Source organism: Massilia sp. CFBP 13721, assembly GCF_014842025.1.
In the GTDB taxonomy this organism is placed as follows: Bacteria; Pseudomonadota; Gammaproteobacteria; order Burkholderiales; family Burkholderiaceae_D; genus Telluria.
The window spans coordinates 24,863-51,609 of the sequence record NZ_JACYUY010000007.1; the positions used below are offsets into that span (position 1 = coordinate 24,863).

Consider the following 26,747-nt stretch of genomic DNA (forward strand, 5'->3'; position numbering starts at 1 on the left):
GGCCTGTACTGGTAACGCTCGTTTTCCGCGGCTGGGGAATTCTTGCCGGAGGCATCACAATGCTGATGCTCCCACTCCTCCTCACGCCCGTCCAGCAGGGCTACTACTACACATTCGCTTCCGTCCTCGCTACCCAGATTTTCTTCGAGCTCGGTCTCAATCATGTGCTGACGCAATTGACGAGCCACGCTGCCGCGCACCTCACCCTCTCCCATGATGGCCGGCTGGAAGGCGCAGGCCAATGGAGGAATGCAATACGGTCGCTGCTGGCGCTGTCCCGCAAATGGAACGGGATCATGGCCACTATTTTCTTCCTGTCATTAATGACGGGGGGATCGTTTTTCTTTTCCCACAAGGGCGCACTGCCGACGGCGGATTGGCTGACGGTCTGGCTTGTGCTGATTCTCGCCGCAGCCTTGAATCTGGCCTTTAGCGCTCGGCTCGCCATTTGTGAGGGAATGGGAGCGCTTGGGCAAGTCGCTAAACTCCGTCTATACCAGTCGATGATCGGTTACGTGCTGCTGTGGGTACTTCTCGCATCTGGGCTGGGTTTGTGGGCGGTCGTTGCCGTGCCACTTTCCGCTGCGATCATGACGGCGATCTGGCTGCGACGTCAGCCTATGCTGCAGCAACTTTCCGCGCCCGACGCTGCCGATGCGCAGGCGTATCACGACCAGGGTTACACCTGGCGAAAGGACATCTTCCCGCTGCAATGGAAAATCGCCATTAGCTGGGCGAGCGGCTATTTCATTTTTAACTTTCTGACGCCCGTGGTCTTCGCCAATCAGGGTGCAGAGGCCGCCGGCAAGCTAGGACTCGCGATGACGATTTTCACAGCCATCTCCACGATCGGGATGAGCTGGATTTCAGCGAAAGTGCCCGATCTGGCGGGACACATTGCTCGTGGGCAGCGAGAAGCGTTGAACAAACTGTTCGACCACCAGGCCTGGCGCTCCGTATTTGCGACGGCGATTTGCACTGTCGGGTTCCTGGTCGTTCTCGAGATCGCGGCTTACGTCCAGCCAAAGATCCTCGACCGGCTTCCCTCGTTCCCTGCACTTCTACTCCTGGCACTGACAACCGTCGCCAACTCGGGAGTCTTCGCGATGGCCGCATACATTCGCGCTCACAAGGAAGAACCGTTGCTTGCCCAGTCCGTTGTCTGCGCCATTCTGATCGGGGCTGGCGTCTTTCTGATGGCCCGTTTCAGTCTCACGGCAACCATAGCGGCCTATGCAACCGTATCAATCGTAGTTGCACCGCCCTGGTGCTACCTCATATATAGAAAATTTCGCCAGAGGTCGCAATGACAGATCGCCCACTTCTCTCTGTTTGTATCCCTACCTATAATCGTGCCGGCTATCTTGGGGAGTGCCTCTCGTCCATTGAAACGACCGGATTGGACGGCCTTATCGAGGTCGTGGTAAGCGACAATGCGTCAACGGATGATACCCTCAGTGTACTCAAGGAATTTGCGAATCGGCTTCCGCTGCGCTGGGTCGTCCAGGCCGAAAACGTTGGTCCGGACCGCAATTTCGATGCAGTCGTCCACGCAGCGAACGGCGAGTACTGCTGGCTGCTGGGGAGTGATGACATTGTCGAGGCTGGCGCACTCCAGACAATCGTGCAGACATTGCGGTCGGATCAGCCAGATATTCTCCATTTCGGCTATGTGCAGGGTGACATCGACCTGAATCGTATATCCAAGGCTCACCCCCATGCCTCACGCACCTCCGTTTCCCCTGGAGATTTGGCGAGCTACTTCGAACGCATGGCGAACATGAGTTTACTGTTCACATTCATGTCGTCGTTTATCTTTCGCCGATCGGTGTGGACGAATCGTAGTGAGCTTCAGCGGGGATGGATGGGAACTTTCTATGTCCAGGCCCTTACCATGCACCATGCATTGGCAGCAGGCGCATCGCTGGCATCGTTGGATCAGTGCATGGTGGTCGCCCGTGGCGGCAACCCGAATGAGATCAATACCATACCAGGAAAGTTTGTCTCGCTGGATGCCCGCACTTTGGCACTACTCGTCAGCGATATCTATGCTGGTGACAAGCGCTACTGGCATGCACTGGGCGCGCCTTTCCGGCGTTCCTATCCAATTAAAGCACTGGTCTACACGGCAGCCAACGGTGGACTTCAATACATCATGGATAACCGGGATGTGCTCGTCCGGCTCGGCCACCCCCCGTCCATTTTCAGCGCATTGACAACCCTGAATAGGCTAAGGCTGCTGTGGCTCGTGAAGCTGCTCATCAAGCTGCGCCGCAATACATTAACTATCGCTTCCAGAGATTAACGACGTGAAGAAAATACTCATCGTCTTCGGCACTCGGCCCGAGGCTATCAAAATGGCACCTGTTGTGCGTACATTACGCAACCATCAACTCTTTGACACCAAGGTCTGCGTCACTGCCCAGCACAGAGCGATGCTGGATCAGGTGCTCTCGCTGTTTGAAATCGTTCCCGACTTCGACCTTAACCTGATGTCGACTTCGCAGACGCTCGAGGGTATTTCCGCACGTATCCTGGAGTCATTGTCGAAAGTGCTAGAGGAATGGACTCCCGATCTTGTGCTGGTCCATGGTGACACGACGACTACCTCCATGGCGTCGCTGGCCTGTTTCTACAAACGCATTCCGGTTGGCCACGTTGAAGCTGGTCTGCGAACCGGCAACCTGTGGTCCCCTTGGCCCGAGGAATTGAATCGCCGCATCACAGGCTTGGTAGCACACCTGCACTTTGCGCCGACGCAGGCCTCTGCCCAGAACCTGCTTGCCGAAAAAGTTCAAGCCGATACTGTCGAGGTCACCGGCAATACCGTCATCGACTCGCTGCTGCAAGTCTCCGAACGCTTGCTTCACGACGAAACCTTGCGCGCGCCGCTGCGCGAGCGCTTCTCGTTCTTGCGCGACGACCGCAAGTTGGTGCTGGTCACTGGCCATCGTCGAGAGAATTTCGGTGGAGGCATGCAGGAGATCTGCGATGCACTACTGACACTGTCGCGCCGTGACGATGTCCAGATCGTTTATGCCGTTCATCTCAACCCGAACGTCAAGGGCCCCGTCGAATCGGCGCTGGGCGACAAAGCTAACATCCATCTAATCCCCCCGCAAGACTATCTGGCCTTCGTCTTTTTGATGATGCACAGCCACATTATCCTGACCGACAGCGGTGGCATTCAGGAGGAGGCGCCGTCGCTGGGCAAGCCGGTGCTGGTGATGCGTGATACGACCGAACGCCCGGAGGCGGTAGATGCCGGCACGGCGCGCCTGGTGGGAGCGAATGCTGCGAACATAGTCAACGGTATCGGCCAATTGCTGGACGAACCAGAGTCTTATGAAGCGATGGCCAACCGCAGCAATCCTTACGGCGACGGGCGAGCCGCGGAGCGTATCGCTGCGCGCATCGAGGCCTTTCTGAAGGTGGCCCGATGATCTGTGTCATCGGTTCTTTCCCATCTGAGCAGAACCAGAAGGACGGTATGATCCAGCGCGTCGCCCACATCGACGCGCTGATGGCTTCGACGCCGCGCTGCTATCTGGACCTCTCATTCCGCCGCTTCTTACGCAAACAAGTGCGAATCCAGGGCGCAGCGACGATTTACTACCTGAACGTCTTCGTCCATTTTCTCCTCATTCTGCGACTGTTGCGCACGGCGCGCGTGGTATATGTGCATTCTGCGTATAACGCCTTGCGTATCATGGCATTCCCGACCAAAGCGTACATGATCTTCGATGCGCACGGTATTGTTCCAGAGGAATTGGTAGCAGAGGGTCGGAGCCGCGCAGCGCGCATACTCACCTCCGCTGAGCGCTTCATCCTGAAGCGTTGTGACGCACTGATCTGCGTCACGCATTCAATGTTGGAGCACTTCTATCGTAAGCGCGGCCGACGTGCCGATCGTGCAGAGATCGTCTTGCCGATCCTCCCGCACCTTGGTGACAGCACCACGGCAGCTCAGGCCCTACTGGCCAAGCGCTCCCCGGAAACGGTCATCTATGCAGGAGGCATGCAGGCCTGGCAAAATGTCGACAAAATGGTCGACGCCGCCAACCGCCAGCCACAGTTCCAATATACTTTCCTGACCGGCGACGTCACCAGTTTTCAGGCGCGACTGCGCGAGAGCGGTCTGAAACAGTTTATCTGCCAGTCGGTGGCGCCGGTACAGGTCAAGGATTTTTACCTGTCCCACCAATATGGCTTTGTGCTGCGCGATGAGATTCTGGTCAATCTCGTGGCTTGCCCTACCAAGCTGGTGGAGTACCTCTACTGGGGCGTATTGCCAATTGTGATCACACCGCGCATCGGTGACTTCGATGCCGAGTCGCTGCGCGGCATTACGTTGACACAGTTTCTGAACGGTGAATTGCCCGACACCGAGGCCGCCGAGGCAATGCGGCGCCATAACCAAGTAACAGTGCAGGCGATGATCGCCTCCGCACAGGCCAATCAGGATCGTCTGCAGAAATTGCTGCATGCGCCTAGCAAACATTAACGCGCTACCCGCCAGATACTTTTCCATGACTGACTCGATTGCCATCGTTGCTTGCAGCTACCGCTTCTCGCCAGAAGAAATGATGCGACGCATACAGAAATTGCTAGCTAGCCAGACGGTGGCGGTACGCGGCTTTGTTGTATCGGCCCAACTGGAGCAGGAGCGTGAATTGGGTGGCGGCTGGACTGCGCTACCGACTGATAATGTCGATTTCGATTTTTCAGCCTACCTCACTGGCGCCGAAGCAGTGGCGGCGCGTGGCCTAAGCGACCGGCCGGTACTGTTCTTGAACGACACGATGTTCACCGATCACGCGGCCACAGCGAACTTCCGGGCAGTATGGCGCCAGCTTGGTGTGTTGCACGAGATCGAACTACCCGCGATGGCGGGCAGGGCCGACCCCTATACCACTATTTGCCTGCGCAGTCCCTGGAGTGGACTGGACCGCTACGTGACCACCTTTTGCTTCCTTTTGAACCCGAAGGCGCTGGGGCTCATGCTGCGGCTACGCGCCTTCGCCGCTGAAGACGGGGTGACGCATGAGCATGACATCGATACCCCCGGTTGGGGGGAGAGGCTGCCTGGGGCCTTCCGCCAGTTCCTCAAAGCCAACCTGGCGTATCGCCGTTCTCCCTATCTATGGTATCGATTGCGAGAGGGTTCTTACACGCCCGCGCAACTACGAAGCAAGGCGCGCTGCATTTTCTTCGAACATCGGCTCTCCGGCGCCATTGGCGAGGCTGGCTGCCTCCTGCCGAGCAACGCTGGTCCGCGCTGGAGCGCTTACCTTGCCTTTCATGAACGTTTGCACCGCGTGCAGCGCAGACTAGGTCTATGACAACGGACCTGATACCTATGACCGCGAACACTTCTCATCCTTTGCCTTGCGCCGTGCCTCCTGATGTAGGCATGTCGCGTTCTGGCCACTTCCGCACGTGGATGTTGTGGCTGGCGGCCGCGCTGTTTACAGGTTGTGGCTATTCCTTGCTGGACTATGCTGTCAATAGCGTCGATGACAGCCTGACTCACGCCTTTCTGTGGGCGATCATGGCGCTCATGTCGCTGATCGCAGCCAGCGTCACTTCGGCCTACCGTTTCCTATTCTCGTGCGCTTTCTGGGTAGCGGTCGAATTCTTTTTCTACATTGTGCTCAAGGCGCTCGCGGTCACGGACGAGATTGATCCCGTCCCGATGCAAATGGCCTTGGCAGCGTCGTTGCTGTTTCTGGCGGGCTATCTAGTTGGCCAGATAGTCTACCCGTCGCCCTTCATTCTTCGTGTGCCGGCTGCGCCGAACGCGCCCGGGACGCGGCGCCTCTATTGGTGGCTGCTGCTGTCCTTCATCGGCTTCAAGCTGCTCAATTACGTGCTGCTGCTGGCCGTCGGCGGAGGGGGCACGGCGCTAGAGGTCTCGCAGGCAACGCAGAACCAGGGCGCCTCGTATCTCTTCAAGATCCCCAGCCTTGCGCAGGCATGCTATTTCCTGCTGCTGTTGCTGGCCTACAAACATGGCGTCTATCGCAAGACGGCGCTGACAATGACGTTATGGATCCTTGCAGAAGGCGTCGTTGGCGCGGCGCGCTATTCCATCGTCACCACCATCCTTATCAACCTGCTGCTGTGCCATCTGTACGTGCGGGAGGTGCGCCTCCGCTACCTGCTGCTGCTCACGCCAGTGCTGGTGCTCGTCGTGACCTTCTTCGGCTATGTGCGAAATATCGAACTCGCCAGTGCAGAAGTCTACCTCGGCGCGCTGGAGACATTCATCGACCAACGCGAGCTCGTCTTCAAACTGTTTATGGCGCGCATGGACATGCTGCCCCAGATGGCCGAAGCTTTTGAACTCGCGCAAGTCGGCAAGCTCAAAATCGAGGCAGGAATGTCCTACCTCTACGCTTTATTGCACGCCGTGCCGCGCAATTTTTGGCCAGACAAACCGTTGCTAACTGCCGCGTACGTAACCGAGATGGTCATGCCAGGCGCATTCGCTGATGGTGTCAACATTTACCCCTCCGTCATGGTTGAAGGCTACATGAATTTTTTATGGGTGGGGCCATTCCTGATTGGCGCGGTAGTAGCGAGCTTGTCGCGAATTTATGAAAAGGCACTGTTGCGTGGTTCACTACAGCGACAGGCCTTCGCGCTGATGATCTTTACTTTTCCAATGGCTTTCATTAACGAAGGTATACACAGCAACATATTCGCTACGATTCTGTATCTCATGGCAATCTACTGGATTTGGCTGCGCTTGACCCGATTGGTCGTCGGCAGCTCTGTGTCAACACGCCTCGCACATCCATGAAAAATTCCAATTCCCTAAGCGTGACTTCCCCTCCACAAGATGCCTGATTTGCTTTTCATTAACGGAAAGATTTTTTCCCAACCTATCACCGGCGTGCAACGCTATGCGATGCAGATACTGGACACGGTGGACGCGTTACTGGCAGACGGCTCCTGGGTAGCCAATTGCCGTCTCGTGCTGCTGATTTCATCCTCGCACACGCAACCACTACCGTCCTATCGTCATATCGAAATCCGCGAAATTTCAGGGAGTCATCTGCATTACTGGGAGCAGATCCGCCTGCCTTGGGCGACTCGCGGTGCGATGTTGCTCAACTTGGCAGGCAGCGCCCCCTTGCTCAAGCTCGGGCAGATCTGTACCTTTCACGACACAGCTGTCTTCGATATGCCCGACGCATATAGCCCAGCGTTCGTTCGCTGGTACCGACTGCTCTTTTCAGTCCAGGCCAAGTTGAGCCGTCGACTGCTTACCGTATCCGAGTTTTCCAAGGAACGCATTTGCCATCATCTCGGTGTGAGTTCGGAAAAAGTCGGGGTTTTGTACGGTGCGGCAGATCACATGCGAACACAGTCCCCTGATTCAGGTGTGCTGAGCAGGCTTGGCGTCGAGCCGAAACGTTATTTTCTTGCGGTCGGAAGTGCGAATCCGACCAAAAATTTCTCGCGATTAGTCGAGGCTTTTTCCGGTTTGCCCGATCCCGATGCGCGATTAGTCGTTGTTGGTGGAAGCAATGCGGCAGTCTTCGCCTCCAGCGGCAGAACAGTTGAGGATGATTCACGCATTATCCGCGCTGGCCGGCTGACAGATGCCGAACTCAAATCACTTTACAGCTACGCCCGCGCTTACGTATTTCCCTCAATTTATGAAGGCTTTGGCCTGCCCCCTATCGAGGCCATGCTTTGCGGTTGCCCGGTGATCGCCGCGCGCGCCGCCTCTATCCCGGAGATTTGTGGTCAGGCTGCCGCCTATTTTGATCCTTTGTCTGTCGAATCCATGCGTTCAGCGATGGGCCGCGCACTTCGCGATGATGATTGGCTTGACAGACTGAGTGTCCTCGGTCGAGAACATGTAAAAAAATTTAGCTGGTATACTTCCGCAAATCAACTGTTAAGCGAACTATCGCGGCTGGGGTTAGCAACGCCGGCGAACATCAATGGCGAATGCCAACTTAAATTCAAATCATAATACTGCCGTCAGCTCCGGCAATAACGGTTACGGCAAATATTTGCTCAGTCTTATTTCTTAAGGTCTTGCCTGTGCCATTTTCAGTTATTCCAACCAGCTTCCCGGAAGTTCTGATCCTCGAACCCAAAGTGTTTGGCGACAACCGCGGGTTTTTTTTCGAAAGCTACAACCAACGTGAGTTCCAGCAGGCGACCGGGCTCGATGTCCATTTCGTCCAGGACAACCATAGCCGCTCAGTGAAAGGTGTGCTGCGCGGTTTGCACTACCAGATCGAGCATGCGCAGGGAAAGCTCGTTCGTGCCACACAGGGCAGTGTGTTCGACGTCGCGGTCGACTTGCGGCGCAGCTCACCGAATTTCGGTAAATGGGTGGGGGTCGAGCTCTCTGCAGACAACAAGCGCCAGCTCTGGATTCCACCCGGGTTTGCCCATGCCTTCGTCACAACGTCGGAATCGGCCGAATTCCTCTACAAAACCACCGATTATTGGTATCCGGAACATGATCGCAGCTTGCTGTGGAATGATCCTGCGGTCGGTATCGAATGGCCGTTGGCGGGACAGCCCCAGTTGGCCGGCAAGGATGCAGCAGCAAAGATACTTGCCGAGGCTGAGGTATATGCGTAAACGATGTGACGAATGAACAGGATTTTGTAATGGCTGAAATTTCAATGCGCCAGTTGGTGGTGCAATCAGGAGTGCAATTCGGAACGAGTGGCGCGCGCGGGCTGGTAGCACAGATGAGTGACGCCATCTGCTACGCCTATGCCCAGGCGTTCCTCAAGGCAGTGGCCGACGGACCGGGCCCGGTGATCATCGGCCACGATTTGCGTCCCAGTAGCCCTGCCATCGCGGGAGCCTGCGCGCAGGCCGTGCGCGATGCGGGCCGCGAGGTCGTATTCGTCGGCCCGATGCCGACCCCGGCGGTCGCCTACTACGCTGCCACGCGCAACGCCTCTTCGCTCGTCATCACCGGCAGCCACATTCCATTCGATCGCAACGGCATCAAGTTCTACAAATCGTCCGGCGAAATCAGCAAGGACGACGAGCAAGCCATGCTGGCGGCAGACGTCGACGTGCCTGACAACCTGGTGCCGCAAGTACTGGCGCCGGCCGAGGCCGGCGCAATGGCCTCCTATGTCCGCCGATATACGCAGTTTTTCAAGGCCGGCTCGCTTGCCGGCATGCGAGTAGCACTGTACGAGCATTCGAGCGTCGGGCGCGACGTCCTGCGCGTCATACTTGAAGCGCTGGGCGCCGAAGTACTGTCGCTCGGCCGCACCGACACCTTCGTTCCGATCGACACCGAAGCAGTGCGGCCAGAAGACGTCGCGCGCGCGCGCGAGTGGGCGGCGCAATACGATTTCGATGTCCTGGTCTCCACCGATGGCGATGCGGATCGGCCGCTGATCGGCGACGAGCAGGGTAGCTGGCTTCGTGGCGATGTCGTCGGCGTGCTCTGCAGCGAGTTCCTCGGCGCGAGTGTGGTGGCAACGCCGGTGAGCAGCAACACGGCAGTCGAGGCCTGTGGCGCCTTCACGCAGGTGGTCCGCACCCGGATTGGTTCCCCATACGTGATCGCAGCAATGGAAGCGGCCCATTCGTCCGTTCGCCTCCAGGACGCGGTCATCGTCGGGTATGAAGCGAACGGCGGCTTTTTGCTCGGCAGTGCGGTCGTTGCCGACGGTGTACGTCTTGATCCGCTGCCTACGCGCGATGCGGTCCTGCCTATCCTGACGATACTGACGCTCGCCCGGAACACGGGCCGCAAGGTTTCCGAGCTGGCCGCTCATCTTCCGAAGCGCTTCACCGCGAGCGACCGGCTGCAGAATTTTGCGAGCGAGGACAGCCATGCCTTGCTTGCCAGCCTGGCGGCCGACCTGGACTACGCGGCGCGCCTGCTTGCGCCTGCGTCGGGAGCTGTCGTCGAGACCAGCACGATCGACGGCTTGCGTTTGACCTTCGCCGGCGGCGACATCGTGCACCTGCGCGCCTCGGGCAACGCGCCCGAGTTACGCTGCTATGCAGAGGCCGGCTCCGAGGCACATGCACGGGCTTTATGTCTTGGTTGCCTGCAACGGATAAGCGCCTGATCCCATGCGGGACTTTGGCGATATAAAGACCTGCAGGCAATGCGGCGCGGTTTTCATCATTTTTCGATCGCAGCCGGCTGCGGCAAACAGGAATCCATAGCAATGAAAAATATTGTTCATTTCGGGAAATATTACTTCCCGGATGCCGGGGGGATTGAAAGTGTCACCGGGAGTCTGGCACGGGGAGCGGCCCGGAAGGGACACGCCGTCACCGTCGTCTGTTTTGAAAAAACAGCGGCAAATAGAGATGAGCAGATCGACGGGGTAAGAGTGGTGCGGGCGCCTATCGCCAAGATGGTAGCGTCGCAGCCCCTGGGCTTGAGCTACCTGACCCGTTGCCTGCGCGAGGCGCGCGACGCTGATGTGGTCCATCTTCACGCGCCGAACATGCTTGGCGCCCTGGGTTCCCTATTGATGGGAAAGCGGCCGCGCCTGCTGGTTCACTGGCATAGCGATGTCATCAATAAAGGAATACTGGGCAAACTGCTGCGCCCTCTGGAGACAGCGCTGCTGAAACGGGCTGATTCGATTGTCGCGACTTCCCAGGTGTATGCCGACGAATCGGCCACCTTGCGTGCTTTCAGCGACAAGATAACGGTCGTCCCGATCGGCATTCCGGATGCTACGCTCGCTGCAGGTATTGATGTCGACCCCGGACTTCCGGTCGCACTGGAGCAGGGAATTATTGGGAGAAAGCTGATTCTGGCTGTCGGGCGCCTGGTTCCCTATAAAGGTTTTGATGTGCTGATCGAGGCTGCAAAGTATCTACAGCCCGGAACGGCGGTTGTTATCGTGGGCGGCGGGCCTCTACGGGACACGCTGCAAGCGGCCATTGACGCAGCAGGTTTATCCGACACCGTTTATCTCGCCGGCCGCTTGAGCGACAGTGCTCTTCATTCACTGTTCGTTCGGGCGTCTCTGTACTGCATGCCTTCGACGTACCGAGCCGAGGCTTTCGGCGTCGTCCTGCTGGAAGCGATGGCGCACGGCTTGCCGATCGTGGCAACGGACATCCCGGGTTCTGGTGTACCGTGGGTAAACCAGCACGGTCTGACGGGGCTGAATGTTCCTGTCAGTGACCCTAGGGCGCTTGCAGACGCGTGCATCCGGATTCTATCGTCGACCGAGGAGCACGCGCGTTACGCGGAAGGGGCTCGCGCAAGGTTCTTGTCGGAATTCACCGAAGACGTATCGGTGAAAAGAATGTTGTCGGCATACAATCAGATCATCGAAAGAGACAAGCACCCTGCCGTGGCCGGCAACACGTAAGGCTATCACCATCATGCACGTCCCATTCAGGAAGCCAGGGCTACTTGGCTGCGGATGTGCGCGTCATTCATACGTGCGGCTCAGCTGTTAGAATGGTCGACTTCTTTCGCCGCCGTCCGCAACCTCCACCCTGTTCAGGCAGCATTCCGCTGCCGAGAAATCGCTGTGCTAACTTTAATTAAGACCCCCTTCACATATTCGTGCTGCGGCGCGTTGGTTGTCAGTGCTGCCAGTGCCTTCGGCGCCACGCCCACGGTCAACGGTCAATCAGGCTATATCAACATGCCCTCGGCCGTCGTTGAGCGCGACAGCACACTCTCCGTCGGGTATGGCCATGATCGCCCATACGGCAGCTTTTGGGTCACGTCCACGGTGCTGCCTTTTCTGCAGATCACCGGACGGTACGTATCGATCAATGGCATCCCAGGCTTTACGTTCGAACCAGGCCAGTACGGCAGTGAATATGGCCGTTACAAAGACAAGGTGGTCGACGCCAAGCTGCGTCTCGTCCAGGAGTCCACCTGGATGCCATCGGTGGCGGTCGGCGTGACCGACCTGCTGGGAACCGAGCTGTTTAAAGGCCAGTATGTCGTCGCCACGAAAACGTTTGGCCAGGCACGAAACATTGAGGCCAGCTTGGGATATGGCAACAAACGGCCGGACGGCGTTTTCGGCGGCGTGCGTTGGGCGCCTGTTTCGATGCCAGGCTGGGCTGCAGTTGCGGAGTATGACGCCAACGATTATCCTCGCGATTTTCGTGCCGGTGAAACGGCAGCGGGACAACGCGATAAGGGCGTGGCCGTTGGCCTCGAATATCGCTGGGGCTGGCTCGGCGCGCAAATTGCGCGCCACCGCGACCATTTCAGCGCCAACGCTTACGTCAGCATTCCGTTCGCCGAACGCGAATTCCTGCCAAAGTTGCTGGAACCCGCGCCTTTCGATCCGAAAAAAGCACCGGACCGCGTCAGCGCCGCCGAGTGGCAAAAAAACGCCGGCCATGGCGCGCAGCTGGTACAGGCGCTGGCCAGGCAAAACTTCAGGAACATCCGCGTCGAGCTCGACAGCGGTACGCTGAAGCTGACCCTGACAAATAGCCGGATTTCCAACATGGGCCGTGCGGTGGGGCGCGCCACCCGTACCGCGCTGGCCTTTGCGCCGCAAGGCACGCGGGCGATCCACGTCACCTACACCAGGCTCGAACAGCCAATTGCGACCTATGAATTCTTCGACCTGCAGCGCCTGACCGATTATTTCACCGGCCTGGTCGAGCGCGAGGCATTCCTGCAAACCGTGCTGGTGCGCTATGCCAATCCGGCGGACCGGGTCGGCGAGGACGAAAGCGGCCTGCTGGCGGCAGTGCGCGACGAAAGCGCCGGCCTTGGCGTGCGCGTCAACCAGGATGGCGAAATGATCCAGCTGCGATCGGAAGACCGCGAGTCCAACCGGTTCCGGATCGCGCCGCGCGTATCGTTCTTCTTCAACGACCCGAGCGGCGCCTTGCGCTACGAGGTGGCGGCGGTGTCGAACTTCGACAAGCGCCTCGGCGAAGGCCTGTATTTCAACAGCGCCCTGAAGCTGAACTTGTTCGAAAACGTGTCGGGCGTGACCCAGGCATCGAACAGCCTGCTGCCGCACGTGCGCACCGACGTCGCCGAGTACAAGCGCGGCAGCCGGTTCAAGATCAACCGCGCATTGCTCAACAAGTACATGACGCTCGACGAGCGCCTGTATGCGCGCGTCTCCGGCGGCTTGTACGAAGAAATGTACCGCGGCGCCGGCGGACAGATCCTGTATCTGCCGAGGGATTCACGCTGGGCCGTCGACCTGAGTGTCGACGCACTCGAGCAGCGCGGTTTCAAGGGCTTGTTCGACAAGCGCGACTACCGCACGGTTACCGCGCTTGGCGCCCTGCATTACAAACTGCCCTACGACATGACCGTCACTGCGAGGGCGGGGCGTTTCCTGGCCAGGGACGAGGGCGTGCGCATGGAGTTCAAGCGCCGCTTCCCGTCTGGCGTCGAGATCGGCGCCTGGTACACCAAGACCAGCGGCAAGGACATTACCAATCCAGGCACACCAACCGACCCGTACAACGACAAGGGCGTCTTCCTTTCGGTTCCGCTGAACATCATGCTGTTGAGCGATACGCAGGCCAGCGCCGGCTTCGCCATCGCACCATGGACACGCGACGTCGGCCAGATGGTTGCCAGTCCCGGCGACCTGTATGACCTGATGGAAGACCCGCGCCGCGACTTGAGCACCGCGGACGGGTTAGGTAATTTCGCGGAACGCAAGGACGAGCAGAACCACCCGGGCGTCAATCCACCTGTGCGCACGCTGCCAAGCCCGTGGCCGGCGTTTCGCTGGCGCCTGGAACAGTCGGTGTCGAACTCGCCGACCTTGCCCCAGTGGGCCAAGGGCTCGCTGCTGGCCGGCGGCGCGGTGCTTGCCGGCGCCGCCCTTGACAAGCCGGCCGACAAATTCGTCGCGAAACATCAGGATTCACGCGTCGTCGACGCCTGGGGCAATGTGGGCAAGGCAATGCCGGTCGCATTGGCCGGTGCCGCGGGTGCGGCCGTTGCCTTTGGCGATGCGCGCATGCAAAACATCGGCATCATTTCGCTGCAGTCGATTGCCGCTTCGGGTGGCTTGTCGATGCTCACCAAACGCATCGTGCAACGCGCGCGGCCAAGCGAGGAATTGGGCACCTGGCACCGCACCGCAAATCGGTCGGATGCGTCCTTTCCCTCCAATCACGCGGCGGTGGCCTTTGCCGCAGTGACGCCGTTTGCGCAGGAATACGATGCGCCATGGCTGTATGGGCTGGCGGCCGTCGGTTCAATGGGACGGGTTGCCGAGCGCGAGCATTGGGTGTCCGACGTGGTGGCAGGGGGCATGGTAGGGTATGCGATCGGCAGCTGGCTGTGGCAAGCGCAACGCGATGATTCGCGCTCGCAGTTTGCCGTGGTGCCGGGCTCGAAATCCCTCAGCGTCAGCTGGAGCACGACGTATTGAGCACAGCAAGCAGCCGCTTGAAAACTGACGTGTCAACGTAAAAAAGACTGGCCGCTTGCGCGGCCAGTCTTTTTTACTCATCATTTCGCGGGCTTGACGCCCGTGAAATTAACGACCGTGGTGGGTCGTGGTCGAGTGGCTGGTGCTCGAATCGTTGTCGTCAGCAACGACGACAGCGATTGCTGCAACGCCGACGCCAACAGCGACCAGCGCTGCGGTCGACAGGCCGGTAGCGGCCGACAGACCAGCCATAGGACCGGTAGCTGCTGGGGCAGCAGCGGCTGGTGCAGTGGTAGCCGAGCCGGCAGCCGGGGTGGTGGTTTGTGCGAAAGCTTGGGCCGAAACCAGGGTCAGGGCGGCGCTCAGGGCGAGAAACTTCTTCATAGGGATTTCCTTATCTACGATTAACAAAACATCGGTCAGATGCAAAAACTGCTTCATGATTATATCAATGAAAGTTGCTGAGCCTCAAAAAAACCATAAAGTGTTGTTTTAGTTTCTTGTTCTTGACCAAAGAAAGTGCTAGCGAGTTTAACCGGAATAGAATCTGTTCAGAGTAGTACGCAGGATGCGGCGATGACAAAAAAAGACAAACAAAGGACAGCACGGTACGAATCGTGGCGGACGAGTCTGCTACTCTAGTATAATCTTGCATTGTCTCAACTTGGCTCTGCACACATTTTGATGAGGCTCAACCCGATTCGGCAGCAGAGGGTGGGCACAGCAAGGGCATTTATTTTCAGGCGCGGCGCGCCGTTTTTTTGCCCAAATTTTCTCTGCCTGCACAAGCGGCACGTGATGGCAGTACGGAACATAAGGATGTAAAAAAGAATGCTTCTTGAGAAAGTCTTACAGATTGGCCTGCTCACAGCAGGCGCGAGCTTCGCAGCAAATGCCGCAATCATCGCTTCCCAACGCTGGCACGGGAAGCTGTCCCATGATCATGACCTCGGTGGTGTGCAGAAGATGCATACGGTTGCCGTCCCTCGTATTGGCGGAATTGGTGTCGTTGCAGGCTTGATGTTCGGCGTGTGGGCATTCCGGATGCTGTTCCCGGGCCAGATCGAGGAATCGCAGATCAACCTGATTCTGTTGCTGCTTGCCGCCAGCTTGCCTGCGTTCATTGCCGGCGTTATCGAAGATTTCACCAAGCGGGTATCGGTGCGTGTGCGCCTGGCCGCCACGGTCGCCAGTTCGCTGCTGGCCAGCGGCTTGCTCGGTGCGACCTTGAGCGACCTGAATATCTGGGGCATCGACAGCCTGCTGGTATTTGCACCGGTCGCCATCGTGGTGACCGCCGTGATTGTCGCCGGGGCAGCGAATGCCGTGAATATCATCGACGGTTTCAATGGCCTGTCGAGCAGCACGATTATCCTGATGTCGGCCGGCCTGGGCGCGATTGCCTGGCAATACGACGACGCTTTCGTCATGACCCTGGCCGCCCTGAGCGGGGGTGCGGCTTGCGGCTTTTTCCTGTTGAATTACCCGGCCGGCAAATTGTTCCTGGGTGACGGCGGTGCTTATTTCCTGGGTTTTTGGGTCGCCGAAATGGCGGTGCTGCTGCTCGTACGCCATGCCGAAATCAATGCCTGGCAAGTGCTTGGTGTGTGCGCTTATCCGATTATTGAAGTGCTTTTCAGTATTTACCGCCGCCGTTTCATCCAGAATGTCAGCCCTGGCGCGCCGGATGCTTTGCACCTGCATACGCTCGTGTTCCGTCGCGTTGTGTTCAAGCACGTGCGTCGCGATCCAGTCCGTTCGTGGAAGCGCAATGCCGGCGTCATCTGGTTCATCAGCCCGGTGGTCGCGCTTTGCATCGCCGGCAGTGTGTTCCTGGGACATTCGGTATCGAGCGCGATCCTGCTGGTCGCAATGCAATTGGCGCTGTACGTGGCGGCATATGGGCGCGTGGTGCGCGGGCGCTGGAGCGTCCGCACTCGCCGGCCGGTACTCATGGATACCGTCGAAGCCGACGACGTGAGTACCGTTAGCTGATTAGTCCTCTGAACGCCGCCGCTACAGGCGGCGTTTTGCTGTAAGCCTCCAGTCAATCCGGATAAACGCCAAGCGGTGGCGTGCCATGAGTCCCCTATCAATCCTGTCAACAATGCCGCAGCGCGGCATCGGTAACGTTCGTTTATCGATAGATCAGGGAGTACCGCCGGGGCGGCAGTGCGTGTGACGCACGCCATTTGGCGAGGAGAAAGGCAGGGACGACGACAGGGTCGTCTGAGAACGAATTGAAGCGAATGTTGTGAATCAGCGTCGCCACTCGGCATTGGTCCACCAGCGCTGGAACCAGATGGCCCAGTGCAGCAGCAGGCCAGCGCCGAACAAATAGTCGGCGACCATGCCTGCTTGCAGCGCAGCGGCGAGAACGCCGGCAGTCAGGAAAAGCGTTCTCAGATGGGGAACAGCGCGATCGATTCGTTCGCAGTAATGCGAAAGGATGACAACGGCTGGAGAAGAATCCGCCAGCGGGCGTTTTGGCATTCTTAATTTCATCATTACCTCTCAGGTAGGGCGCCAAAAGTCGATTCTTGTTCAATTAGAGTCTAGCACGGCCGGCACGGAGATCGTTACATTCTTATAGAATTTGCGATAGATCAATAACTGTGTATCATTTGTTACTCCCAAAGATACAACAGTTTCAATGCATTTTTGTTAAAAATTCAAGCGTGCGCGCACATCTATTTAATCTTTAGGGCGTAATTCATCGTATTTTTTGAACAGAGGTCCTAAGAACGCATGCGACTTTCACGCAAAAGAGATAGAAGCGCCTTGCATCTCCAGACTGGTACGTGCAACAGGATGGCGACAGGGTGCAAGTCAGCCAAACGAAATTACGACGAGCCGTGAGCGCAAATGCAGTAAACTTGCTGCTTCACACAACGCTGCCGGCAATTTCAAACTAGGTAGAAAGACGGAGAATCCACAAGCATGACCATTTTAGTGACCGGCGGTGCCGGCTTCATCGGGGCAAATTTCGTCCTCGACTGGCTCGCGCACGGCGACGAGACGGTGATCAACCTCGACAAGCTCACCTATGCAGGCAACCTGCGCAATCTGGACAGCCTGGCAGGCGACGCACGCCACTTCTTCGTGCACGGCGATATCGGCGACAGCGCGCTGGTGGCGCGCCTGCTGGACGAACACCGTCCGCGCGCGGTGCTGAACTTCGCCGCCGAGAGCCATGTCGACCGTTCGATCGATGGTCCCGGCGCTTTCATCCAGACCAACGTCGTCGGCACCTTCAACCTGCTCGAAGCGGTACGCGGCTACTGGAGCGGCCTGGACGGCGAGGAGCGTGCAGCCTTCCGCTTCCTGCACGTGTCGACCGATGAAGTCTATGGCTCGCTCGACATTGGCGCGCCAGCCTTCAGCGAGACCCATCCGTTCGAGCCGAACAGCCCCTACTCGGCCAGCAAGGCCGCATCGGACCATCTGGTGCGCGCCTGGCACCATACCTACGGCTTGCCGGTCCTGACGACGAATTGTTCGAACAACTATGGCCCGTATCACTTCCCGGAAAAACTGATTCCGCTGGTAATCCACAACGCGCTGGCTGGCAAGGCACTGCCGATCTACGGCGACGGCCAGCAGATCCGCGACTGGCTCTACGTGCTCGATCATTGCAGCGCGATTCGCCGCGTGCTCGCGGCAGGGAAGGTGGGCGAGACCTACAATGTCGGCGGCTGGAATGAGAAGGCAAACATCGACGTCGTGCGGACGCTGTGTGCGCTGCTCGACGAGTTGCGGCCACGCGGCGACGGCCAGTCGTATGCCACGCAGATGACGTTCGTGAAGGACCGTCCGGGCCACGACCGCCGCTATGCGATCGATGCGGGCAAACTCGAGCGCGAGCTCGGCTGGCGTCCGCTTGAAACGTTCGACACCGGGATCCGCAAGACTGTGGAATGGTATCTGGCAAACGCGGCGTGGGTGGAGAACGTCACCAGCGGCGCCTATCGCGAATGGACCGACAAGCAGTACCGGGCATGAAGATCCTCTTGCTTGGAAAAGACGGCCAGGTCGGTTGGGAGCTGCAACGTGCGTTGGCGCCGCTGGGCGAGTTGCGCGCACTCGGCCGCCTCGATGCCGACTTTGCGCGTCCCGAGACGCTGCGCGCGCCGATCGCCGCCTTCGGTCCGGACGTGATCGTCAATGCCGCCGCCTATACGGCTGTCGACAAGGCCGAGAGCGATGCGGCGACCGCGCACAATGTCAATGCGCTGGCCCCTGGCGTGCTGGCCGAGGAAGCTGCGGCCCGCGGCGCCTGGCTCGTGCATTATTCGACCGACTATGTGTTCGACGGCACGAAAGAAGGCGCGTATGTCGAAGGCGACGCGACCAACCCGCTGTCCGTGTACGGCCGCACCAAGTGCGAAGGGGAAGAGCGAATTCGTGCCACCGGCGCGCGCCATTTGATCTTGCGTACCAGCTGGGTGTTCGCTTCCCGCGGCGGCAATTTTGCAAAAACCATGCTCCGGCTGGCAAAGGAGCGCGAGTGCCTGAACGTCATCGCCGACCAGCACGGCGCGCCCACCGGCGCCGAACTGATCGCCGATGCCACCGCGCTTGCGCTGCACCGCCTGCGCGACACTGGCCTGGCGGCGGGCGCCGGGGGCAATCCGCTATCCGGCACCTATCACCTCGCAGCGGCCGGGACGACCACCTGGCATAGCTATGCACAGCATGTGCTGGCCGAGGCGCTCGTGCAGGGCGCCCAGCTCAGGGCCGGCCCGCAGGAGGTGCTGCCGATCGCCACCGAGGCCTATCCGACCCCGGCGGCACGTCCACGTAATTCACGCATGGACACGCGTTTGTTCGAAACCACGTTCGGCTTGCAAATGCCGGACTGGCGCCACCACGTTAACCGACTTATTGCCGAACTGGCAGGACAAGGACCCCTATGAATCGTAAAGGCATCATCCTCGCCGGCGGCTCCGGCACCCGGCTTTATCCGGCAACCCTGGCGATATCCAAGCAGCTGCTGCCGGTGTTCGACAAGCCGATGATTTATTACCCGCTCACCACGCTCATGCTGGCCGGGATCCGCGAGATTTTGATCATCTCGACGCCACAGGACACGCCGCGCTTCGAGCAGTTGCTGGGCGACGGCGCCCGCTGGGGCCTGAAACTGTCCTACGCCGTGCAGGAATCGCCGGACGGGCTGGCGCAGGCATTCATCATCGGCGAACGGTTCCTCGACGGCAGCCCATGTGCGATGGTGCTGGGCGATAACCTCTTCTACGGCCACGACTTCAATGACCTGCTTGGCCGCGCCGATGCGCGTTCCGATTGCGCCAGCGTCTTCGCATACCACGTGCACGATCCGGAGCGCTACGGTGTCGTCGAATTCGATGCCGGCGGCAAGGCGGTCAGCCTGGAAGAAAAGCCTGCCGTGCCGCGTTCGAGCTACGCCGTGACCGGCCTGTACTTCTACGATCACGACGTGGTCGAGTTTGCGCGCATGCTCAAACCTTCCCCGCGGGGCGAACTCGAAATCACCGACCTGAACCGGATGTACATGGAACGGGGCCGGCTGCACGTCGAAATCATGGGCCGCGGTTATGCCTGGCTTGATACGGGCACCCACGAGTCCCTGCTCGACGCCAGCCAGTTCATTGCGACGATCGAGAAGCGCCAGGGCTTGAAGGTTGCCTGTCCAGAAGAGATCGCCTTCCGCAAGGGGTGGATCAGCCGCGGCGAACTCGAAATACTGGCCGCGCCGATGAAGAAAAACGGCTACGGCCAGTATTTGTTCCATATCCTTAATGAAACTGTTTTTTGATGAACGCAATTCGCCTTGCCATTCCCGACGTTGTCCTGTTTGAACCCCGTGTGTTCGGCGACGAGCGCGGTTTTTTCTTCGAGAGTTTCAATGGCCGCCGCTTCGAGGAAGCGGTCGGCCGCCGTGTCGAATTCGTCCAGGACAACCATTCGAAGTCGTCCATGGGGGTCCTGCGCGGCCTGCACTACCAGCTCAAGCAAGCGCAGGGCAAGCTGGTGCGCGTGATCGCCGGCAGCGTGTTCGACGTCGCCGTCGACATTCGCCGCGGCTCGCCTACCTTTGGACAGTGGGTCGGCGAAATCCTCAGCGCCGAGAACAAGAAACAACTTTGGGTCCCTGAAGGTTTCGCCCATGGTTTCGTCGTGCTTTCCGAGTCGGCCGAATTCGTCTACAAGACGACCGACTACTATGCGCCTGAGCACGAGCGCTGCCTCGCCTGGAACGATCCCCAGCTGGCGATCGCCTGGCCCATCACCGGCACACCATCGGTGTCGGCAAAGGATGCCCAGGGCACGCCGTTCGCGTCTGCCGAGGTGTTCGATGAGGCCAGGTTCCTGGCTTGATGGTATGAACCGGACGGCGCCGGCGGCGTCGTTCATGCCTGCCCACGCGCCGAACTGACGGCGCTTTCCCTCCCTGTTCGCGTTATAGCTCTACGGCAACTCCGTCGATAATGTCAGCTCTCACGGAGGGAGCATTGGCATGGCGGAAGACAGCGACGCGGAAAAGACAGAAGACGCAAGCCCCAGAAGACTACAAAAGGCGCGCGAAGACGGCGACATTCCCCGCTCGCGCGAGCTCGCCACCTTTGCCGTCCTGATGACCGCCGGCGCCGGCCTCTGGATCACCGGCGGCAGCCTGGCCGGCCGCCTGTCGGACGCGCTCGCCTCCGGCCTGACGCTGGATCGCGCACAAATCTACAATCCGAACGTCCTGATCGAACGCATCGCCGCCGACGTCGGCGGCGTGATGCTGGCCTGCCTGCCGCTGGCCTTTGCCATCATGCTGGTCGCGCTGGCCGCGCCGCTGGCCATCGGCGGCTTCAATTTCAGTTCCAAGGCCTTCATGCCGAATTTCGGCAAGCTGAACCCGATCAGCGGGATCGGCAACATGTTTTCCGTAAACGCCCTGATCGAGCTCCTGAAAGCGATTGCCAAGACGGTGCTGGTCGGCGCGGTCGCCTGGGTCGTGGTCATGAGCCAGAAGGAAGCCGTGCTCGGGCTGGCCGTCGAGCCGCTGGGCGCGGGCACCGGCCACGTGGCCGACCTGATGGCGCATGCCTTTCTCTTCATCGTCGGTTCGCTCGGCGTGGTGGCCCTGATCGACGCGCCGTACCAGCTTTGGCATTACAACAACAAACTGAAGATGACGCGCCAGGAAATGATCCAGGAATCGAAGGAATCGGACGGCAATCCTCAGATTAAAGGGAAGATTCGCCAGATGCAGCGGCAAATGGCGCGCAACCGCATGATGCAAAATGTCCCTACTGCAGACGTCGTGGTCACCAACCCGACCCACTATGCGGTGGCGCTGAAGTACACGGACGGGCAGGGCGGCGCGCCGCGCGTGGTTGCCAAGGGCGCCGACGAAGTGGCGGCCAAGATCCGTGAGCTGGCGCGCGAAAACAAGGTGGCATTGCTGGAAGCGCCGGCCCTGGCCCGTGCCCTCTGGAAGCACACCGAGATCGACGACGAAATCCCCGAAAAGCTGTACTCGGCGGTGGCCGAAGTGCTGGCGTATGTCTTCCAGCTGCGCAATTACAGCAAGGCCGGTGGCCATTATCCGGATCGTCCGACCAGGCTGCAGGTGCCGCCGGAGATGGACCCGCTGAACCCGGCATCGCAAGTGAAGCCTGCTGCAAAACCGAATAACGAATAACGGAGCCGTTGAATGAATAGTTTGAGACTGCCAGGCTGGATGGGAGCGATTGGCGCCAAGGGTAACTCTCTGGCGGCGCCGATCCTGATCATCCTGCTGCTGGCGATGATGATCCTGCCGCTGCCGGCCTTCATCCTCGACCTGTTCTTCAGCTTCAATATCGCGCTGTCGGTGATCGTGCTGCTGACCGCGCTGTATACGGTCAGGCCGCTCGACTTCATGGCTTTCCCGGCGATCCTGCTGGTGTCCACGATGTTGCGTCTGGCGCTCAATGTGGCTTCTACTCGCATTGTGTTGACGGAAGGCCACACCGGCGGCGCGGCGGCCGGCAAGGTCATCGAAGCCTTCGGCCACTTCCTGATCGGCGGTAACTACACGGTTGGTATTGTCGTGTTCGTCATCCTCACCATCATCAACTTCACCGTCGTCACGAAAGGCGCGGGCCGTATCGCCGAAGTCGGCGCCCGTTTCGCGCTGGACGCGATGCCGGGTAAGCAGATGGCGATCGACGCCGACCTGAATGCCGGCATGATCAGCGAGCCGGAAGCGCGCAAGCGCCGTACCGAGGTGTCGCAGGAAGCCGAATTCTATGGCGCCATGGACGGTGCCTCGAAATACGTCAAGGGCGACGCCGTGGCCGGCATCATGGTCACGCTGATCAACGTCATCGGCGGCCTGATCGTCGGCGTGGTGCAGCACGACATGGCGGTTGGCAAGGCAGCCGAAACCTATACGCTGCTGGCCATCGGTGACGGCCTGGTCGCGCAGATTCCATCGTTGATCATCTCGATCGCGGCCGGTATGGTCGTCTCGCGCGTGGCCAACGAGCAAGACATCGGCGGCCAGATGATCGGCCAGCTGTTCGCCAAACCCGAAGTGCTGTACATCACTGGCGGCATCATCGCCGGCATGGGCCTGATCCCGGGCATGCCGAACCTGGTGTTCCTGCTGCTGGGCGGCGTGCTCGGCGGCAGCGGCTACCTGCTGGCCAAGCGTGCGAAAAATGCACCGCAGCGCGAAGCGGAAGCGGCGGCCAGCGACGCGGCAGCCGGTGCGCAGCAAACGGCATCAAGCGAGGCGGAAGAGGCGACCTGGCAGGACATCATGCCGGTCGACACCCTTGGCCTGGAAGTCGGCTACCGCCTGATTCCGCTGGTCGACAAGACCCAGGGCGGCGAACTGCTCAAGCGCATCAAGGGCATCCGCAAGAAATTCGCCCAGGAAGTCGGCTTCCTGGCGCCGCCGGTGCACATCCGCGACAACCTGGAACTGAAACCGTCGGCTTACCGCATCACGCTGAAAGGCGTGGAAGTCGGCACCGGCGAGGCGATCAACGGCCAGTTCCTGGCGATCAATCCGGGCATGGCGAGCGGCACGCTGCCGGGCCAGGCGACCACCGATCCGGCCTTTGGCTTGCCGGCCGTGTGGATCGAAGGCAGCATGCGCGACGAAGCGCAGAACCTGGGCTATACGGTGGTCGACGCCGGCACCGTGGTGGCGACGCACCTGAACCACCTGATCACGACGCATGCGTCGGAATTGCTGGGCCGCATGGAAGTGCAAGCGCTGCTGGACCACTTGGGCAAGGACACGCCGAAGCTGGTCGAAGACCTGGTGCCGAAAGTCGTCTCGCTGTCGACGCTGCAGAAGGTGTTGCAGAACCTCTTGATCGAAGGCGTGCACATCCGCGACATGCGCACCATCATCGAGACCCTGTCCGAGCACTCGAACGGCACGCAGGATCCGGGCGACCTGACGGCGGTGGTACGGGTGGCGCTGGGTCGCGCGATCGTGCAGCAGCTGTTCCCGGGTACCAACGAGTTGTCGGTGATGACCCTCGACAACCGCCTCGAGCGGCTGCTGATGCAGGCGCTGGGCGCCGGCGGCGACGGCACCGGCATCGAACCGGGCCTGGCCGACACCATCGCCCAGCAGGCGCACAATGCGGCGCAGCAGCAGGAAGCGATGGGGCACACGCCGGTGCTGCTGGTGCCGGGGCCGCTGCGCGTGCTGCTGTCGCGTTTCCTGCGCCGGGCGTTGCCGAACCTGAAGGTGTTGTCGCATTCGGAGATTCCGGAGACCAAGACGATTCGCGTGACCAGTCTCGTTGGCGCGGGTTAATCGCTGCATGTAACGAGTGGGCTCGGGGAGCCCACCCTACGGTGCACGACTGTTCCATGAACTTGCTACGGACGGTGGTGCACCGTAGGGTGGGCACCTGTGCCCACGCGTTACATGCGTATCCATGCGCCGATAACGGATAAACATCGCCTGCCGATGTGTGCGTAACCCCATCTAAATCGAATTAACCCATTTTCCCCATCCTTTTCCGCCGATGCTTGCTCCACGGCATCGTCAATAATCTATTCCATAGACCGGCCTCGTGCGTGCCGGCCACCATCGAATAGAGCAGTGCGGAGAATAAGATGAATGTGAAGAAATTTACAGCGGCAACATCCCGGGAAGCCTTGCGCAAGGTGCGCGATGCGCTCGGGCCGGATGCCGTCATCCTCTCGAACCGTCCTGTCGACGGCGTCGTCGAAATCCTGGCGCTCGACAACGACGACGTCGCTTCCCTGGCCGCCCCTGCGCCGGATTCCGCCATGGCCCAGCCGCAGCCGCGCCTGGACCTGAATGCCTTCGAGCCGGAAGCCCCGGCCTTCGTGAACCGCCGCGCCGCCGCGCCCGCCGCCACGCCGGAACAAATCTACGCCAGCCGCCGCGCACCGCAGTCGGAACCCGAATACACCCCCGAGCCGATGTTCGCCAGCCGCCGCGCGCCGCAAGCCGAGCCGGAATTCGCCCCTGAACACAGCTACGCCAACCGCCGCGCGCCGCAGCCGGAGCCGGCCTTCGATATGGCCGCCATGACCGCGATGATGTCGGCCGCCATCGCCCAGGCCAAGGAATCGGCCGTGCAAGAGATGAGCGGCATGATGGGCGAGCTGCGCGCCATGCGCGGCATGATGGAATCGCAACTGGCCGAACTGTCCTGGGGCGGCACGCAAGCGCGCGAGCCGCAAAAGGCGGTCGTGCTGCGCGAAATGCTGGCCGCTGGTTTCTCGGCCTCGCTGTCGCGCTACCTGATCGACAAGATGCCGGCCAACAAGGATGCCGCCGAGGCGATGCGCTGGATCAAGACCGTGCTCGCGCGCAACCTGACCACCATGGCCGATGAAGACACGCTGCTCGACAAGGGCGGCGTGTTCGCCCTGGTCGGCCCGACCGGCGTCGGCAAGACCACGACCACCGCCAAGCTGGCCGCGCGCTGCGTGATGCGCCACGGCCCGGAAAAGCTGGCGCTGATCACCACTGACGCCTACCGTATCGGCGGCCACGAACAGCTGCGCATCTACGGCAAGATCCTGGGCGTGATGGTGCACTCGGTCAAGGACGAGGCCGACCTGCGCATCGCCCTGAAAGAGCTCAAGAACAAGCACACCGTGCTGATCGATACCATCGGCATGTCGCAGCGCGACCAGATGGTCACCGAACAGGTGGCGATGCTGACCGGCGCCGGCGCCGACGTCAAACGCCTGCTGTGCCTGAACGCAACGTCCACCAACGAAACCCTGGCCGAAGTCGTGCGCGCCTACCAGGGCAGCGGCTTGCACGGCTGCATCATGACCAAGATGGACGAAGCGGCTTCGATCGGCAACGTGCTCGACGTCATCATCCGTCAGAAGCTGAACCTGCATTACATCTCGAACGGCCAGCGCGTGCCGGAAGACCTGCACCTGGCCGACCGCGCGCTGCTGGTCGACCGCGCCTTCCGCAGCCGCCGCGACGCCGCCAACGCGTTCGACGATGCCGACCTGCCGCTGATGATGGCCGGCACCGGCAACGTGCACAAGGACGAGAGCCTGCGCGAGGTGCGCTTTGTCTAGTTTCGATTTCGACCAGGCCGAAGGCCTGCGCCGCATGCTGGCCGGCCCCAAGCCACGCATCGTCACGTTTCTGTCCGCCACGCCGAGCGACGACAAGGGTGCGATGCTGGTCAACCTGGGCGCCTCGCTGGCGCAGGCCGGCAACGAGGTGCTGATCGTCGACGCCTGCCGCCGCGATTATGGCGTTGCCCGCCGCCTGGAGATGGAACGCCACGCCAGCCTGCTGCAGGTGGCGCGCCAGGAATGCGCGCTGAACCAGGTGGTGCAACTGGCTCCGCAAGGTTTTAATGTGGCGCTGCTGGCGCGCGACGGCCAGGAAGCCGTTGACGCCGACGAAGCGCGCCGTCTGTCCAAAACCTTCGATGTGCTGGTGAAAAAGCAGGGCGGCATCGTCATCGTCGATGGCGAAGTCGACCCTGACGGCGGCTTTGCCGTGCCGCTGCTGGCCGATTCCGAGATCGTGATCCAGGTCTCGACCGGCGCCACCTCGATCACCAACGCCTATGGCCTCATTAAACGCCTGGCGCAGGCACTGGGACGCCGTCCGTTCGGCGTGCTGGTCACCGGCGCAAGCGAGGCAGAGGCGAAAGTGGTTTACGATAATATGTCGGCGGCAGCAAGCCGTTACCTGGCAGTAACGTTGAGTTCGATGGGCTCGGTGCCGGCGGACGAATACCTGCAGCGCGCCGCGCGTCTTGGACGTTCGGTGGTGGATGCCTTTCCGCTGGCCGGGGCCTCGGTGGCCTTCCGCCAGCTGGCTGGGCGTTTCGCACTGTCCGGCATGACGCGCGGCGGCGCGCATTTTGGTTCCTGAGAAAAAAGAAC

The 26,747-nt window shown here is 60.1% G+C and carries 22 protein-coding genes; 20 read left to right on the plus strand and 2 right to left on the minus strand.

Annotated features, from left to right (window positions below):
- Positions 1 to 59: 59 nt before the first annotated feature.
- The 11 genes from IFT60_RS08580 to IFT60_RS08630 all read left to right on the plus strand — a co-directional run bounded on the left by IFT60_RS08580 (position 60) and on the right by IFT60_RS08630 (position 14,363).
- On the plus strand, positions 60 to 1,310 hold the full coding sequence (locus IFT60_RS08580) for a hypothetical protein (RefSeq protein ID WP_192051540.1): 1,251 nt from the start codon (positions 60 to 62) through the stop codon (positions 1,308 to 1,310).
- On the plus strand, positions 1,307 to 2,305 hold the full coding sequence (locus IFT60_RS08585; protein WP_192051541.1) for a glycosyltransferase family 2 protein: 999 nt from the start codon (positions 1,307 to 1,309) through the stop codon (positions 2,303 to 2,305). The genes IFT60_RS08580 and IFT60_RS08585 overlap by 4 nt, the downstream gene beginning before the upstream one ends.
- 4 nt (positions 2,306 to 2,309) lie before the next feature.
- Positions 2,310 to 3,443, plus strand: coding sequence for a non-hydrolyzing UDP-N-acetylglucosamine 2-epimerase (gene wecB / locus IFT60_RS08590; RefSeq protein ID WP_192051542.1), 1,134 nt, complete (start codon positions 2,310 to 2,312; stop codon positions 3,441 to 3,443).
- A gap of 47 nt (positions 3,444 to 3,490) precedes the next feature.
- Positions 3,491 to 4,504, plus strand: coding sequence for a glycosyltransferase (locus tag IFT60_RS08595; RefSeq protein ID WP_192051543.1), 1,014 nt, complete (start codon positions 3,491 to 3,493; stop codon positions 4,502 to 4,504).
- A gap of 25 nt (positions 4,505 to 4,529) precedes the next feature.
- Positions 4,530 to 5,342: a hypothetical protein gene (locus IFT60_RS08600; RefSeq protein WP_192051544.1), complete on the plus strand. Its 813-nt coding sequence runs from the start codon at positions 4,530 to 4,532 to the stop codon at positions 5,340 to 5,342.
- Positions 5,343 to 5,359: 17 nt separating this feature from the next.
- Positions 5,360 to 6,805: a hypothetical protein gene (locus tag IFT60_RS08605; protein ID WP_192051545.1), complete on the plus strand. Its 1,446-nt coding sequence runs from the start codon at positions 5,360 to 5,362 to the stop codon at positions 6,803 to 6,805.
- 39 nt (positions 6,806 to 6,844) lie between these two features.
- The gene (locus IFT60_RS08610; protein WP_192051546.1) at positions 6,845 to 7,990 is read left to right on the plus strand and encodes a glycosyltransferase family 4 protein; all 1,146 of its coding nucleotides are present in this window, start codon (positions 6,845 to 6,847) and stop codon (positions 7,988 to 7,990) included.
- 71 nt (positions 7,991 to 8,061) lie between these two features.
- Positions 8,062 to 8,613, plus strand: coding sequence for a dTDP-4-dehydrorhamnose 3,5-epimerase (rfbC, locus tag IFT60_RS08615; protein ID WP_192051547.1), 552 nt, complete (start codon positions 8,062 to 8,064; stop codon positions 8,611 to 8,613).
- A 29-nt stretch (positions 8,614 to 8,642) separates the two neighbouring features.
- Complete coding sequence (locus IFT60_RS08620; RefSeq protein WP_192051548.1) at positions 8,643 to 10,079, plus strand: phosphomannomutase; 1,437 nt, start codon at positions 8,643 to 8,645, stop codon at positions 10,077 to 10,079.
- Between the two features lie 102 nt (positions 10,080 to 10,181).
- Positions 10,182 to 11,348, plus strand: coding sequence for a glycosyltransferase (locus tag IFT60_RS08625; RefSeq protein ID WP_192051549.1), 1,167 nt, complete (start codon positions 10,182 to 10,184; stop codon positions 11,346 to 11,348).
- A 54-nt stretch (positions 11,349 to 11,402) separates the two neighbouring features.
- Entirely contained in the window at positions 11,403 to 14,363 is a 2,961-nt protein-coding gene (locus IFT60_RS08630) for a YjbH domain-containing protein (RefSeq protein ID WP_192051550.1), read from the plus strand.
- Between the two features lie 108 nt (positions 14,364 to 14,471).
- Here the strand turns inward: IFT60_RS08630 and IFT60_RS08635 are convergent, their stop codons facing one another.
- Positions 14,472 to 14,747 carry a hypothetical protein gene (locus tag IFT60_RS08635; RefSeq protein WP_192051551.1) on the minus strand — a complete coding sequence of 92 codons (276 nt, stop codon included), beginning with the start codon at positions 14,745 to 14,747 and terminating at the stop codon, positions 14,472 to 14,474.
- A gap of 447 nt (positions 14,748 to 15,194) precedes the next feature.
- Here IFT60_RS08635 and IFT60_RS08640 point away from each other — a divergent pair, with 447 nt between their 5' ends.
- Positions 15,195 to 16,358 (plus strand): MraY family glycosyltransferase, encoded by a 1,164-nt coding sequence (locus IFT60_RS08640; protein ID WP_192051552.1) that lies wholly within the window; start codon positions 15,195 to 15,197, stop codon positions 16,356 to 16,358.
- A 264-nt stretch (positions 16,359 to 16,622) separates the two neighbouring features.
- Here the strand turns inward: IFT60_RS08640 and IFT60_RS08645 are convergent, their stop codons facing one another.
- Entirely contained in the window at positions 16,623 to 16,871 is a 249-nt protein-coding gene (locus IFT60_RS08645) for a hypothetical protein (protein WP_192051553.1), read from the minus strand.
- Between the two features lie 432 nt (positions 16,872 to 17,303).
- Between IFT60_RS08645 and rfbB the strand changes: the two genes are divergently transcribed.
- The 8 genes from rfbB to IFT60_RS08685 all read left to right on the plus strand — a co-directional run bounded on the left by rfbB (position 17,304) and on the right by IFT60_RS08685 (position 26,736).
- Positions 17,304 to 18,365, plus strand: coding sequence for a dTDP-glucose 4,6-dehydratase (rfbB, locus tag IFT60_RS08650; protein WP_192051554.1), 1,062 nt, complete (start codon positions 17,304 to 17,306; stop codon positions 18,363 to 18,365).
- Complete coding sequence (gene rfbD / locus IFT60_RS08655; RefSeq protein WP_192051555.1) at positions 18,362 to 19,279, plus strand: dTDP-4-dehydrorhamnose reductase; 918 nt, start codon at positions 18,362 to 18,364, stop codon at positions 19,277 to 19,279. Before rfbB ends, rfbD begins: the two co-directional genes overlap by 4 nt.
- Positions 19,276 to 20,157, plus strand: coding sequence for a glucose-1-phosphate thymidylyltransferase RfbA (rfbA, locus tag IFT60_RS08660; protein WP_192051556.1), 882 nt, complete (start codon positions 19,276 to 19,278; stop codon positions 20,155 to 20,157). Before rfbD ends, rfbA begins: the two co-directional genes overlap by 4 nt.
- Positions 20,157 to 20,720, plus strand: a complete 564-nt coding sequence (gene rfbC / locus IFT60_RS08665) for a dTDP-4-dehydrorhamnose 3,5-epimerase (protein ID WP_192051557.1) — start codon at positions 20,157 to 20,159, stop codon at positions 20,718 to 20,720. The genes rfbA and rfbC (IFT60_RS08665) overlap by 1 nt, the downstream gene beginning before the upstream one ends.
- 139 nt (positions 20,721 to 20,859) lie before the next feature.
- Entirely contained in the window at positions 20,860 to 22,035 is a 1,176-nt protein-coding gene (gene flhB, locus IFT60_RS08670; protein ID WP_192051558.1) for a flagellar biosynthesis protein FlhB, read from the plus strand.
- Between the two features lie 12 nt (positions 22,036 to 22,047).
- Entirely contained in the window at positions 22,048 to 24,156 is a 2,109-nt protein-coding gene (gene flhA, locus IFT60_RS08675; RefSeq protein ID WP_192051559.1) for a flagellar biosynthesis protein FlhA, read from the plus strand.
- Between the two features lie 305 nt (positions 24,157 to 24,461).
- On the plus strand, positions 24,462 to 25,922 hold the full coding sequence (gene flhF / locus IFT60_RS08680) for a flagellar biosynthesis GTPase FlhF (protein ID WP_192051560.1): 1,461 nt from the start codon (positions 24,462 to 24,464) through the stop codon (positions 25,920 to 25,922).
- The gene (locus IFT60_RS08685; RefSeq protein WP_192051561.1) at positions 25,915 to 26,736 is read left to right on the plus strand and encodes a MinD/ParA family ATP-binding protein; all 822 of its coding nucleotides are present in this window, start codon (positions 25,915 to 25,917) and stop codon (positions 26,734 to 26,736) included. Before flhF ends, IFT60_RS08685 begins: the two co-directional genes overlap by 8 nt.
- Positions 26,737 to 26,747 lie beyond the last annotated feature (11 nt).